Genomic DNA, 14101 nt, shown 5'->3' on the forward strand with positions numbered 1-14101 from the left:
GTTAATAACGGATTTTCGGATCGATAACGGCGTACAGCACATCAACGATCGCGTTAAACATAATGGTCAGCGTACCGACCAGAATGGTCAGGCTCAGCACGAGGGAATAGTCACGGTTCAGCGCGCCGTTAACAAACAGCTGGCCAATACCTGGCAGACCATAAATGGTTTCAATAACCATTGAACCGGTAATAATGCCGACAAACGCCGGCCCCATATAGGACAGTACCGGCAGCAGCGCGGGTTTTAACGCATGGCGTAAAACGATTCGGCGCATCGGCAAACCTTTGGCGCGCGCGGTACGGATAAAGTTTGAGTGCAGCACTTCAATCATCGAACCGCGGGTAATACGCGCGATACTGGCAATATAGGCCAGAGACAGTGCCACCATCGGCAAGATCATGAACTGCGGTGCCCCGCCGTTCCAGCCGCCCGCCGGCAGCCACTTCAGTATGATGGCGAAAATCATCACTAATAACGGCGCAACGACGAAGCTTGGAATAACCACCCCGGTCATTGCCAGCCCCATTACCGCATAGTCCCATTTAGTATTTTGCCTAAGCGCTGCAATAACCCCGGCGGTCACGCCGAAGACAATGGCCAGGATAAAGGCCGCTGCGCCTAATTTTGCGGAAACCGGGAAGCTAGCCGCCACCAGATCATTCACAGTGTAGTCTTTATATTTAAACGACGGTCCGAAATCGAAATGCGCCAGCTGCTTCAGGTAGCTGAAATACTGGGTGGTGATCGGGTCGTTTAAATGATACTTCGCTTCGATATTGGCCATAACTTCTGGCGCCAGCGCACGCTCACCGGTAAAAGGACTTCCCGGGGCGAGACGCATCATAAAGAACGAGATGGTAATAAGAATAAAAAGCGTTGGGATCGCTTCGAGACAGCGACGTAGGATAAATTTCAACATTGCCCGTACCTTCTGGCCTGTGCCTTTTACACATTCTCTTTCAGGAGATTAACCCTGCGATTGATGTGTTCTGGTGCGCTAAAAATAAGACACTGTGGGACAGGTTGCCCTGCCCCACTCATTGCCATTAATGCTTGATAATATACAAGTTTTTAACGTAGATATTATCCATCGGGTCTTTACCGGTGTAGCCACCAACCCAGGTTTTCACCAGACGGGCGTTCACATAGTAATAAACCGGGACGATAGCCGAGTCTTTATCCAGTTGCTGTTCAGCTTTGGAATAGAGATCGGCGCGCTGGGATTCGTCAGTGACTTTCAGCGTATCGCCAATCAGCTTGTCAAACGCCGGGCTCTTATAGTGCGCGGTGTTGTTGGAGCTGTCGGACAGCATGGTATTCAGGAAGGAAGTCGGTTCATTATAGTCCGCACACCAGCCTGCGCGCGCCACGTCAAAGGTGCCCTGATGACGCGTGTCGAGGAAGGTTTTCCACTCCTGGTTTTCCAGCTTAACGTCTACGCCGAGGTTTTTCTTCCAGATTGACGCTACAGCGATCGCCAGTTTCTTATGCAGATCGGAGGTGTTGTACAGCAGGCTGAAGGAGAGCGGTTTGTCCGCAGTATAGCCCGCTTCGGCCAGCAGCTTTTTCGCTTCAGCGTTACGCTGTTCCTGGCTCATTTTGAACCATTCCGGTTCGGTCAGTTTTGCACCATCGGTATACGGCGGGGTGTAGCTATATGCCGGCAGGTCGCCCTGGTTTTTCACTTTATTAACAATAATATCACGATCCAACGCCAGCTTCAGGGCGGTACGCACGCGAACGTCAGTGAACGGGGCTTTCTGGTTGTTGATTTCGTAGTAGTAAGTACACAGGTACGGATCAACATGAACTTCTTTCGGGATCTCTTTTTTCAGCTTCTGGAACAGTTCAATCGGCATGTTGTTATAGGTCATGTCGATTTCACCGCTGCGATAGCGGTTCACGTCAGTCACTTCAGAAGAGATCGGCAGGTAGGTCACCTGATTAATAACGGTTTTATCGTTATCCCAGTAATTGGTGTTGCGCTCAAGAACGATACGTTCGTTGACCACCCAATCTTTCAGTTTATACGCGCCGTTGGTGACGATATTCGCCGGCTGCGTCCATTTGTCGCCGAATTTTTCGATAGCGGCTTTAGGTACAGCGGACACGGACGGGTGAACCAGCAGTTTGTAGAAATAAGGCACCGGCTCGCTAAGGGTTACTTCGAAAGTATTATCATCGATAGCTTTAACACCCAGCTCGCTGGTCGGTTTTTTGCCAGCGATCACATCGTCGATATTGGCGATGTGGCCGTACTGCAGATAGCTCGCATAGGGAGAGGCGGTTTTCGGATCCGCCAGACGCTGCCAGCTATAAACAAAATCATGCGCCGTTACAGGCGTGCCGTCGGACCATTTTGCATTTTTACGCAGATGGAAAGTCCAGACTTTAAAATCTTTGTTATCCCACGATTCGGCAACGCCCGCTGACGGGTGCCCCTGTACGTCAGAAATCAGCAGACCTTCAAACAGATCGCGGTTGACGTTAGATTCCGGAACCCCTTCGATTTTATGCGGGTCGAGAGATTGCACTTCAGAACCGTTGTTACGTACCAGCGTTTGCTTCTCCGCCAGCTGGACGCCTGCCGGTACATCGGCAGCCAACGCCGCGTTTCCGGTAATTAGCGCAGTCAAAATCCCCGCCGCTACCAGACTTTTTTTTGTGATGATGGACATTGTGTTGTTACTCCACTCATTATAATTACTGACGTTTTCGCCAGCCTGTTTTTCATCCCCTGTTGGGGGCCTGTATAGCGCAGGAGCTTTTTGGCGCTACCAGACATCTTTTTTTACTGCTGCTATCACCGACTTTTTTATTACTGATTGCTCAAGCGGCAACCTTGCGTCGATTCGGTAACGCGTCTCCCCTGTCGAGCCGCGTTTTATTTTTTTGAGAATCGTTAATGAAAACGATTCTCATCTATTCTATTTATTCTGCAAATTATAAGGGCGAGAAACATAATGGGCGGAAAATAACAAATGCCTTCCGCGCCCGCCAATACATTTTGCAAATTTGTTAACCATTTCTCTTTTGCTACACAGCAGCAACCTTCAGAAGATAGCTTTTCAGCCTCCCTGTTTGATTTTTATCTATTATTATCAATGAGATAAATGATCATCACCGCCGTGTGATGCTTTTCGTTAGATGCCGCGCCTTTTTGTACATAAAAGCAACAATTGACTACTTTTTAGCACATTCATCTGCGAGAAGATTGAAAGTACTAATATCATTTCAATTATGTCTCGGCAAGCCCAATAGTATTATGTGACAGAAATAACAGGCTCGATTGCGCGAATTCCGCACAGCAGCGATTCGCAACACTTATAATGTACTGATTGAAAACAGATTCTCTGATTAGTGCGATTTGTTATAGTTTCTGCCCATTTGCGAAAGCATCATAACTTTTGCTGATTATACGCGCCGCGTTACCTTACTTTTTAAGCGGCTTCTATGCTCGTTATATAAATAAAGAAATAGCGATTTAAGGGTTATCACTATTTCTCTATATATAAGGAAGAAGTGAATCAGTTCAGCAAACCTGGAAAAAGGGATTTTGCCCCGGCGACGATAAATTCGATCCCTAACGCCATCAGCAGCAAACCCATAATACGGGTGATAACGTTAATGCCGGTTTGCCTCAACATACGCACCAGCCACGGAGCAATGCGGAACAGTCCCCATGAACTGAACGCAAACAGCGCAATCGCCACTGAAAAACCAAACAGGTGCTCAACGGTGTGATAGCGCGTTCCCCAAACGATAGTGGAACTGATGGCGCCTGGTCCGGCCATCAACGGCAGGGCTAATGGCACCACGCCGACGCTTTCACGGATCGCTGTCTCCGACTTTTCCTGTTTATTTTGCTTATCTTCCCCCAGCTTCCCGCTGATCATCGACATGGCGATCGTCACCACGAGGATGCCGCCTGCAATGCGAAACGAATCAATTGAGATACCAAAAATTTGCAGTATCGCATCGCCCAGAAACAGCGAGGTCCAGAGAATAATGGCCACGGATAAATTGGCGGTGAGATTCGTTTTATTCCGCGCATCGGCCATCTGATAGCTGGTCATGCTGATAAAGACCGGGATGATGCCGACCGGGTTAACCAGGGCGAATAAGCCAATAAAAAATTTAAAGTAGAGAGGAAGATCGAACACGGTGTGCTCCACAATGGTTTGCGTAACGTAGTAAACATAGCCTGGCGGCAAATCAGGAAAATCCACGCAGAAGATACGCGTTTTCGTCGCGCAGTTCATCCTCATTTCGCCCGAAATTCTCTTTAATACAATATGTTATTCAGTTGTGGTAATTGTGATAATCTTAGATGGCGCCTGGCCAGATGCCGTTAACAACTGCTACAAATGCCCAAAAACGGGCTGCTGAAAGGTGTCAGCTTCATCGAAATTTGATGTAGATCACGCATTAGTTACTCAGAAGTGAGTAACCTTGATGACACGATAAAGAGCTCAAAAGTGTTAGTAAGTGCATTATTTCCGTGAGGCTCTTTCAGTAAAACAGTGGTGATTGGTTAAAGCGTTAAGTCTTTGTTTTACCAGAATTTACGCAACCTGAAGCCTCTCTGTCTATACTTTCCTATTGGGCAGCTGGTTTACTAAAAGAGTTTAAACATTATCAGGAGAGCATTTATGGCTGTTACTAACGTCGCTGAACTTAACGCACTCGTTGAACGCGTGAAGAAAGCCCAGCGTGAATATGCCAATTTCACTCAAGAGCAAGTTGATAAAATCTTCCGTGCTGCCGCTCTGGCCGCCGCAGATGCTCGTATCCCGCTTGCTAAAATGGCCGTTGCTGAATCCGGCATGGGTATCGTAGAAGACAAAGTTATTAAAAACCACTTTGCTTCTGAATATATCTATAACGCATATAAAGACGAGAAGACCTGCGGCGTGCTGTCTGAAGATGATACCTTCGGCACCATCACAATCGCAGAACCTATCGGTATTATTTGCGGTATCGTTCCGACGACCAACCCAACGTCCACCGCCATCTTTAAATCACTGATCAGTCTTAAAACCCGTAACGCGATCATCTTTTCCCCGCATCCACGTGCTAAAGATGCCACCAACAAAGCGGCTGACATCGTTCTGCAGGCTGCTATTGCCGCCGGTGCGCCGAAAGACCTGATTGGCTGGATTGACCAACCGTCCGTTGAACTGTCCAACGCCCTGATGCATCACCCGGATATCAACCTGATCCTCGCCACTGGCGGGCCGGGCATGGTTAAAGCAGCGTACAGCTCCGGTAAACCTGCGATTGGTGTAGGTGCAGGTAACACGCCGGTTGTTATTGATGAAACGGCAGATATCAAACGCGCAGTCGCTTCTGTGCTGATGTCTAAAACCTTCGATAACGGCGTAATCTGTGCGTCTGAACAGTCTGTTGTCGTGGTTGATTCTGTCTATGATGCCGTTCGCGAACGTTTCGCCAGCCACGGTGGCTATATGCTGCAGGGCAGCGAGCTGAAAGCCGTTCAGGACATCATTCTGAAAAACGGTGCCCTTAACGCCGCTATCGTAGGTCAGCCAGCGTATAAAATCGCTGAACTGGCGGGCTTTACCGTTCCGGCCAGCACTAAGATCCTGATTGGCGAAGTGACTGTCGTTGACGAAAGCGAGCCGTTTGCACATGAAAAACTGTCGCCGACGCTGGCGATGTATCGTGCAAAAGATTTCGAAGACGCCGTTGAGAAAGCAGAAAAACTGGTCGCCATGGGCGGTATCGGTCACACCTCTTGCTTGTACACCGACCAGGATAACCAGCCGGAACGCGTCGCGCACTTCGGTCAGATGATGAAAACCGCGCGTATCCTGATTAACACCCCTGCTTCTCAGGGTGGTATCGGTGACCTGTATAACTTCAAACTCGCGCCTTCCCTGACTCTGGGTTGTGGTTCATGGGGTGGTAACTCCATCTCTGAAAACGTTGGTCCGAAACACCTGATCAACAAGAAAACCGTTGCTAAGCGAGCTGAAAACATGTTGTGGCATAAACTTCCGAAATCAATCTACTTCCGCCGTGGCTCACTGCCTATCGCGCTGGACGAAGTGATTACTGATGGTCACAAACGCGCACTGATCGTGACCGACCGTTTCCTGTTCAACAACGGCTATGCGGACCAGATCACCTCCGTGCTGAAAGCCTCTGGTGTAGAAACTGAAGTTTTCTTTGAAGTTGAAGCAGACCCGACGCTGACTGTTGTACGTAAAGGCGCTGAGCTGGCGAACTCCTTCAAACCGGATGTGATTATCGCCCTGGGTGGTGGTTCCCCGATGGATGCCGCGAAAATCATGTGGGTTATGTACGAACACCCGGAAACCCATTTCGAAGAACTGGCGCTGCGTTTTATGGATATCCGTAAACGTATCTACAAGTTCCCGAAAATGGGCGTGAAAGCAAAAATGATTGCTATCACCACCACCTCCGGTACCGGTTCTGAAGTCACCCCGTTTGCGGTGGTAACTGATGACGCTACCGGTCAGAAATACCCGCTGGCAGACTATGCGCTGACGCCGGATATGGCGGTTGTCGACGCCAACCTGGTTATGGAAATGCCGAAATCACTGTGCGCCTTCGGCGGTCTGGATGCGGTCACTCACGCACTCGAAGCTTACGTTTCCGTACTGGCTTCCGAGTTCTCTGACGGTCAGGCGCTGCAGGCGCTGAAACTGCTGAAAGAGAACCTGCCAGCCTCTTACAACGAAGGGTCGAAAAACCCGGTTGCCCGTGAGCGTGTTCACAGTGCAGCGACCATCGCCGGTATCGCGTTTGCTAACGCCTTCCTCGGCGTGTGTCACTCCATGGCACATAAACTGGGTTCGCAGTTCCACATTCCGCACGGTCTGGCTAACGCCCTGCTTATCAGCAACGTTATCCGCTATAACGCGAACGATAACCCGACCAAACAGACCGCGTTCAGCCAGTATGACCGTCCGCAGGCTCGTCGTCGCTACGCAGAAATTGCCGATCACCTGGGCCTGAGCGCACCTGGCGACCGCACCGCAGCGAAAATCGAGAAACTGCTGGCATGGCTTGAAAGTCTGAAAGCTGAACTGGGTATTCCGAAATCTATCCGTGAAGCAGGCGTGCAGGAAGCCGACTTCCTGGCACACGTTGATAAGCTGTCTGAAGATGCGTTTGATGACCAGTGCACCGGTGCTAACCCGCGCTACCCGCTGATCGCCGAGCTGAAACAGATTCTGCTGGATACGTTCTACGGTCGTGAATACAAAGAGGGTGAAACTGCCGCAGTGAAAACTGAGATTGCCCCGGCTAAAGCTGAGAAAAAAGCGAAGAAAACCGCTTAATTATTAGCACTTAATAAAAACCCGCTTCGGCGGGTTTTTTGTTTTTCAAATGGAGGAGAAAGTCAGCTGCGGATGCGCTGCTGAATCGCCGTTAAAGACCCCTCTTCCAGCGCTTCTTTATAATGTTTGCGACATACGGATACGTAGCGCTCATTTCCGCCAATAACCACCTGTTCCCCTTCGTTATAAGGACGCCCTGCCTGATCGAGACGCAGCACCATGCTGGCTTTACGCCCACAAAAACAGATAGTTTTCAGTTCGACCAGCTTATCCGCCCAGGCCAGTAAATACTGGCTACCAATAAATAACTCGCCGCGAAAATCCGTACGCAGTCCGTAGCACAGCACCGGAATATCCAGCTGATCGACCACTTCCGATAACGCGTAGACCTGCTCGCGGGTTAAGAACTGGCTCTCATCGACCAGCACGCAGTGTATGGCTTGTTGCTCATGTTCAGCTTTAATTTCATTAAACAGTGACGACTGTTGATTAAACAAACGCGCGGGCGAAGATAAGCCGATTCGGGAGCTCACCTTACCTGCACCAAACCGATCGTCTATTTCAGCGGTAAAAACCACAGTGCGCATACCGCGTTCCTGATAATTGTAAGAGGACTGTAGTAACGCCGTTGATTTCCCTGCATTCATTGCTGAATAGTAGAAATAAAGCTGTGCCATTGCGTGCAAAACCCCAATCAAAGTGTGATATTTTCGGTCAGGATTGTAGCATATTTTTTCGGACAATCTCCGGGAAGCCGGACCGCATCAGTAAATGTTTGCGCTATGATTGACTCATAGATATTACTTAAGTTAATCACCTGATTCGTTACTGCCGGACAAACAAAAATCTGAAATTCATGATCTGACGAATGGTTTTTAATCGAAACATTGTAACCGCAGGCTACGGAAAGTATTAATAATTTATCTTTGCTAACACATCAGGAGGCATAATACCTAAGGATGATATTTATCCATAACAACAATAATCAGCATTCGGATTAATCATCTGTTCGTACAGAAACGCATCATTGCAAGTGTAGAGACTCGCCGTTATAAGTAGATTTGTGTCACTTACAATCTGACAAATTTAAGTTAGCGATATTTTAAAAATAGACTTAATAAGGCGCTATTTTGGATTACTTACATCCAAAGCTATTGCACTGCTGAAATGAACGCTCTATTATTAGCCCAACAAACCACCCCAATATAAGTTTGAGATTACTACAATGAGCGAAGCACTTAAAATTCTGAACAACATCCGTACTCTTCGTGCGCAGGCAAGAGAATGCACTCTGGAAACGCTCGAAGAGATGCTGGAGAAATTAGAAGTTGTGGTCAATGAGCGCCGCGAGGAAGAAAGCGCTGCCGCAGCTGAAGTTGAAGAGCGTACGCGTAAACTGCAGCAATATCGTGAAATGCTGATTGCTGACGGTATTGACCCTAATGAATTGCTGAACAGCATGGCTGCAACTAAGTCTGGCGCTAAAGCAAAACGTGCGGCGCGTCCGGCTAAATATAGCTATGTTGATGAAACTGGTGAAACCAAAACCTGGACCGGTCAGGGCCGTACTCCGGCAATCATCAAGAAAGCAATGGATGAAGACGGTAAACAGCTCGACGATTTCCTGATCGCAGAGTAATCGCTCATTCCTGAGAAAAATCCCGCCAGCCGGCGGGATTTTTTTTTGACGTACCAGACATTCTCTTCACAAATAGAGTGTGAACGAAGCAAAATAAATTTTTAACTAAAAGCTAGCACTCTCAGCTCCGCCAGCCTGTGTTGATTATCTCCGCGCGCCTCTTACCTGCATCGTGTTTGCGTTTCGCTTGTCACATTAACAAATAAAAAAAGCCGGAGATAAGCAGTGCGTTGCACTATTGTCTCCGGCCTTATTCAGATGACAGTAAGGGAATTAGGCTTTGCCAATACCTACAGCATCTTCCAGCCAGGTTTTAAATTCCGCACCCAGCGTTTTATGACGAATACCGTATTCTACAAAAGCGCGCATATAACCGAGTTTATTCCCGCAGTCGTGGCTTTTACCTTTCATATGATAGGCTTCTACGGTTTCTTTCTCGATTAGCATATCGATGGCATCGGTGAGCTGGATTTCATCGCCAGCGCCCGGAGGGGTTTTTGACAGCAGCGGCCAAATTTCAGCGCTCAGTACATAGCGGCCCACAACAGCCAGGTTAGATGGCGCGACGTTGGCTTTTGGTTTTTCAACCACGCCCACCATAGGCACGCTATCGCCCGGATTCAGGGTCGCGCCTTTGCAATCTACCACGCCGTAGGCGGTGACATCGTCAACAGGCTCAACCATGATCTGGCTTGCGCCGCTTTCATCGAAACGCTTAATCATCTCAGCCAGGTTGTCCTGGGAAAGATCGGATTCAAATTCATCCAGAATAACGTCAGGGAGAATAACCGCGACAGGTTCATTACCGACAACCGGATGCGCGCACAGCACCGCATGACCCAGACCTTTAGCCAGACCCTGACGCACTTGCATAATGGTGACGTGCGGCGGGCAAATAGACTGCACTTCTTCCAGCAGCTGACGTTTAACGCGTTTTTCCAGCATCGCTTCAAGTTCGAAACTGGTATCGAAATGGTTTTCGATAGAATTCTTAGACGAATGGGTTACCAGAACAATTTCCGTGATACCAGCAGCGATACACTCATTTACAACGTACTGGATTAATGGCTTATCAACCAGCGGAAGCATTTCTTTAGGAATTGCTTTCGTCGCCGGTAACATCCTGGTTCCCAATCCCGCTACCGGGATTACAGCTTTAGTCACTTTCGAATTTATTGCAGCCATTGAAAATCTCCTGGACTGTCCATGTTTGGACATGTTCATGAATTAACTCGCGTCTGAGTATATCAGTACCAACACATCGACCAGGTCTGAAAAGGACGCGCTTACCTCTAATTAGGACTAATACGTATAAGCTGCGGCGATAGTAACACCCCATTTATGCGCTGGGTAAATCTATCTGCATCGCACGAATCGTTCGCTCATTCCGCACTCAACATTAAGCGCAGACGTCCGCCTGCGCCCCAAACTTGACATTGCCAGGCGTCACAACGCTGGCTCAGCTGATTTAAATAAGTATTACCCAGCGTACCGAGGGGCACACCATTGCTGATTTGAATTTGATGGTCGCCGGTATTTAACGTTGCGTTAAGCCCCGCTGAAACCAATATCAGATTCTTCAGTTCACTATGGTAATACCCCACCAGCAGAGGGAACTGCCCGGGTAAATTTGCCTGGTGCAATAATTGATTGACCTGTTTGAGCAACGCGCCCATCTCAGGTAAACGCTGACGCTGGTGGGAAAGTTGTTCCTGCAATAGTCCGTTGAATAATGCGCGCAGCAGCAGTGCCGCTAACACACCGTTATTTCCTGCTCGCGTCACGTCGAGACAATAAAAAGCCAGATCGTGTTCCGATATCGGCGCGATATCGAGTACGAGGCCCGGGCTTTCAACCGAAACCAACTGGCGATAATTCACCCGACAACCGGAAATAACTTGCTGTACTGGCGGCTGCAGCTCCTGTAATAAATTCGCTGCGGCCTGCGGATTATCCACCAGCGCGTCCCAGTCCTGGAACAGCCGTTCCTCTTCTTCAACGCGTGAATTAAACATATTGGGGTAAAGACAGGCGAAGAGGGTCTCTTTCAATCGATTGAGATCTTTCACGGGCTTCAGCACGACATCCTGTACGCCAAGACGCAAAGCCTTAGCGATATCGGCCATATTTTCCGTCGCGGAAATGACCAGCACAGGGGTCTGCAGCCCTCGATTACGCAACGTTTCGATAAGTACCAGACCATTCATGCGTGGCATCGCAAGATCGCAAATCATTAGATCGGGCTTATTCACCGTCAACAGTTCGAGCGCATCGACCCCGTCGCAAGCAAGTAATGTTATCGCGCCTAACGATTGCAACCACGAATCCAGCAGCGAGCGGAAAACGGGCTCGTCTTCAACGATCAGTATCTGTTTTCCGGCCAACGGCTGCGTCATCTCATCTCCCCTGCCTTACGATAGATCAATAGTGGCATGCTTCAGCCATAAACGCCTGTCAGAATTTGCTGAAGTCTATGAAAAATTCTAGTTACGAAAGGGATCGTGCTAACGGAAGCAACTCATCCATCTTTTTCTCCGCCGCCAGGCGCCCCGCTGCAATCGCCGCATCCGCCCGATGAAAATCGAGGGTGGAAATTTGCGGACAAAGGGGCTGGAGCAGAATATCCGGCGGATCGCCGGCCATACGATTTCGTTTCAGCCGGTTTTCGAGCACCTGAATCGAGGTGCTCATAATCTCCATCGCCGTCGGTGCGACGGGACGTTTGGCCGTTAAGCGGCCGAGTTGGTCCCGTAGACGCTGATGCCAGCGCTGCGCGACCGGGCTATCGCTCTCATTGGAAGAAAGATTCATTGACAGCAGATCTTGCTGCGTCAGATGCGCGTCATGCTGTAAATCCACGGCAATCACCACATCCGCCCCTAACGCGCGGGTGAGGGATACGGGTACGGGATTGACAACGGCACCATCCACCAGCCAGTAGCCATTATGAGGAACCGGCGACATTAAGCCGGGCATACTGCATGAGGCGCGAACAGCATGATGCAGATCGCCTTCCGTAAACCAGAGCTCGCGCCCGGTGCTCAGGTTGGTCGCTACCGCGCCAAAACGCCTCTGGCAATGACTAAAATTCGCGAAAGGAAGCACCTCGCGATAGTGATTGAACACGCGTTCACCGCGCAGCAAACCACCCCGTCGCCATGATAGATCCATCAGTCGCAACACATCCCAGTAACGAAAAGAGCGAACCCACTCTTCCAGCGCCGGAAGACGCCCGCACGCATAAGCCGCACCGACCAGAGAGCCAATCGAACATCCAGCCACAATATCAATTTCAATACCGGCGCGTTGCAATGCATTAATGACGCCAATGTGCGACCAACCTCTGGCGGCGCCTGAACCGAGCGCCAGACCAATTTTTATCTTTCTCATTATGCTTCTTTCACTTCCCCTGGCTGACTGTAGCCACAGCGCTACGGCTCAGTTAACATATTGCATCCCTGGCGCCAGCGCGCCGATATATTATCATCCTGGAATGCTATTTTGTCACAGTCTTGTCCTTGCGGTAGCGCTCTGGAGTATAGCCTATGTTGCCAGCCTTATCTGTCTGGTTCCGAGGTTGCGCCAGATCCGTCGCGCCTGATGCGGTCGCGCTATACGGCGTTTGTTTTACATCAGGCAGAGTACCTGGTAAAAACATGGCATCCCTCATGCGACGCCGAGGCGTTTCGCGAGCAAATAACCGCAGGTTTCGCCAATACAAGCTGGCGCGGCCTGACGATATTTGAACATGCTTACGGTGAAAATGATAATGAAGGCTTCGTCAGTTTTGTGGCGCGTTTTAGCGAACAAGGCAAAGACGGCGCGATCATCGAACGCTCACGATTCTTAAAGGAATCGGGCCAGTGGTACTATATTGACGGAACCCGGCCACAGTTCGGCCGCAACGATCCCTGCCCTTGTGGGTCAGGCAAAAAATTCAAAAAATGCTGCGGGCAATAAGCCAGCCAGCAAATTAAAGCAAACACCATCAACAGGATTTACCCGGCAATGCACTCAACACAACGCAAAATTTTACGTACCATTTGCCCTGACCAAAAAGGCCTGATCGCGCGTATCACCAATATTTGTTACAAGCACGAGCTGAACATTGTGCAGAATAATGAGTTTGTCGATCACCGCACCGGTCGTTTCTTTATGCGCACCGAGCTTGAAGGTATTTTTAACGACACGACGTTGCTGGCGGATCTCGACAGCGCGTTGCCGGAAGGATCCGTGCGCGAGCTGAACCCGGCCGGTCGTCGCCGGGTGGTGATTCTGGTGACCAAAGAAGCGCATTGCCTTGGCGATTTGCTGATGAAAGCCAATTACGGCGGGCTGGATGTCGAGATTGCGGCGGTTATCGGCAATCATGATACCCTTCGCTCTTTGGTTGAGCGCTTTGATATTCCGTTTGAGCTGGTAAGCCACGAAGGTTTGACTCGTGAAGCCCATGACTTGCTGATGGCGCAGGCTATTGAGGCGCATCAGCCTGATTACGTGGTGCTGGCGAAATATATGCGCGTTCTGACGCCGGAGTTTGTCTCGCGGTTCCCGAATAAGATCATTAATATTCACCACTCGTTCCTGCCCGCCTTTATTGGCGCGCGTCCTTATCACCAGGCTTACGAGCGCGGCGTGAAGATTGTCGGTGCGACGGCGCACTACGTGAATGACAATCTGGATGAGGGTCCGATTATTATGCAGGATGTGATTCATGTGGATCATACTTATACCGCCGAGGATATGATGCGCGCCGGTCGTGATGTTGAAAAGAACGTGTTAAGCCGTGCGCTGTACCAGGTTCTGGCGCAGCGTGTGTTCGTCTACGGTAACCGGACGATTATTCTTTAAAGGGCAATCGTCTGAATTGACTCGCTTTACTCCGTTGCGGATGAAAAGTACGCAATCAGTTCATCTGCGGCAAAGGAATACTTTACAGCGGCGCGTCATTTGATATGATGCGCCGCGCTTCCCGAGATGGAAGCGGCCAGTAATAAAGCGTTTAACTTTGTGTTGATGTTTCCAAACAATAAATGGGAACACATCATAAAGGCGTTATACCCCGTGGTGGGGTTCCCGAGCGGCCAAAGGGAGCAGACTGTAAATCTGCCGTCATCGACTTCGAAGG

General features: G+C 49.6%; 12 protein-coding genes. 4 read left to right on the forward strand and 8 right to left on the reverse strand.

Annotated elements, in window-relative coordinates; translation table 11 throughout:
• Position 1 precedes the first annotated feature (1 nt).
• The 3 genes from oppB to RW65_RS07565 all read right to left on the reverse strand — a co-directional run bounded on the left by oppB (position 2) and on the right by RW65_RS07565 (position 4178).
• Positions 2-922 carry an oligopeptide ABC transporter permease OppB gene (gene oppB, locus RW65_RS07555; RefSeq protein ID WP_039056088.1) on the reverse strand — a complete coding sequence of 307 codons (921 nt, stop codon included), beginning with the start codon at positions 920-922 and terminating at the stop codon, positions 2-4.
• A 127-nt stretch (positions 923-1049) separates the two neighbouring features.
• Positions 1050-2681, reverse strand: coding sequence for an oligopeptide ABC transporter substrate-binding protein OppA (oppA, locus tag RW65_RS07560; RefSeq protein WP_039056089.1), 1632 nt, complete (start codon positions 2679-2681; stop codon positions 1050-1052).
• A gap of 849 nt (positions 2682-3530) precedes the next feature.
• A complete protein-coding gene (locus RW65_RS07565; protein WP_039056111.1) occupies positions 3531-4178 on the reverse strand; it encodes a YchE family NAAT transporter in 648 nt (215 codons plus the stop codon).
• A gap of 477 nt (positions 4179-4655) precedes the next feature.
• On the opposite strand from RW65_RS07565, the gene adhE reads away from it, so the two are divergent.
• The gene (gene adhE, locus RW65_RS07570; protein WP_039056090.1) at positions 4656-7334 is read left to right on the forward strand and encodes a bifunctional acetaldehyde-CoA/alcohol dehydrogenase; all 2679 of its coding nucleotides are present in this window, start codon (positions 4656-4658) and stop codon (positions 7332-7334) included.
• A 62-nt stretch (positions 7335-7396) separates the two neighbouring features.
• On the opposite strand, the gene tdk is transcribed toward adhE, so the two are convergent.
• Positions 7397-8011 carry a thymidine kinase gene (gene tdk / locus RW65_RS07575; protein ID WP_039056091.1) on the reverse strand — a complete coding sequence of 205 codons (615 nt, stop codon included), beginning with the start codon at positions 8009-8011 and terminating at the stop codon, positions 7397-7399.
• 548 nt (positions 8012-8559) lie between these two features.
• Here tdk and hns point away from each other — a divergent pair.
• Positions 8560-8973, forward strand: a complete 414-nt coding sequence (hns, locus tag RW65_RS07580; RefSeq protein ID WP_039056092.1) for a histone-like nucleoid-structuring protein H-NS — start codon at positions 8560-8562, stop codon at positions 8971-8973.
• 273 nt (positions 8974-9246) lie between these two features.
• Here hns and galU read toward each other — a convergent pair whose 3' ends face one another.
• The 3 genes from galU to rssA form a co-directional block, all read right to left on the reverse strand.
• Positions 9247-10158, reverse strand: coding sequence for a UTP--glucose-1-phosphate uridylyltransferase GalU (gene galU, locus RW65_RS07585; RefSeq protein WP_039056093.1), 912 nt, complete (start codon positions 10156-10158; stop codon positions 9247-9249).
• A gap of 197 nt (positions 10159-10355) precedes the next feature.
• Complete coding sequence (rssB, locus tag RW65_RS07590; RefSeq protein ID WP_039056094.1) at positions 10356-11369, reverse strand: two-component system response regulator RssB; 1014 nt, start codon at positions 11367-11369, stop codon at positions 10356-10358.
• 91 nt (positions 11370-11460) lie between these two features.
• Complete coding sequence (gene rssA / locus RW65_RS07595; protein WP_039056095.1) at positions 11461-12363, reverse strand: patatin-like phospholipase RssA; 903 nt, start codon at positions 12361-12363, stop codon at positions 11461-11463.
• A 111-nt stretch (positions 12364-12474) separates the two neighbouring features.
• Here rssA and RW65_RS07600 point away from each other — a divergent pair, with 111 nt between their 5' ends.
• Entirely contained in the window at positions 12475-12933 is a 459-nt protein-coding gene (locus RW65_RS07600) for a YchJ family protein (RefSeq protein ID WP_072037719.1), read from the forward strand.
• Positions 12934-12981: 48 nt separating this feature from the next.
• Positions 12982-13824 carry a formyltetrahydrofolate deformylase gene (gene purU / locus RW65_RS07605; RefSeq protein WP_039056097.1) on the forward strand — a complete coding sequence of 281 codons (843 nt, stop codon included), beginning with the start codon at positions 12982-12984 and terminating at the stop codon, positions 13822-13824.
• Between the two features lie 95 nt (positions 13825-13919).
• Here purU and RW65_RS23010 read toward each other — a convergent pair.
• A partial coding sequence (locus tag RW65_RS23010) for a hypothetical protein (RefSeq protein ID WP_231564369.1) occupies positions 13920-14101 on the reverse strand: 182 nt, incomplete at its 5' end.

The organism is Enterobacter sp. Bisph1 (assembly GCF_000814905.1).
Taxonomy (GTDB): domain Bacteria; phylum Pseudomonadota; class Gammaproteobacteria; order Enterobacterales; family Enterobacteriaceae; genus Kosakonia.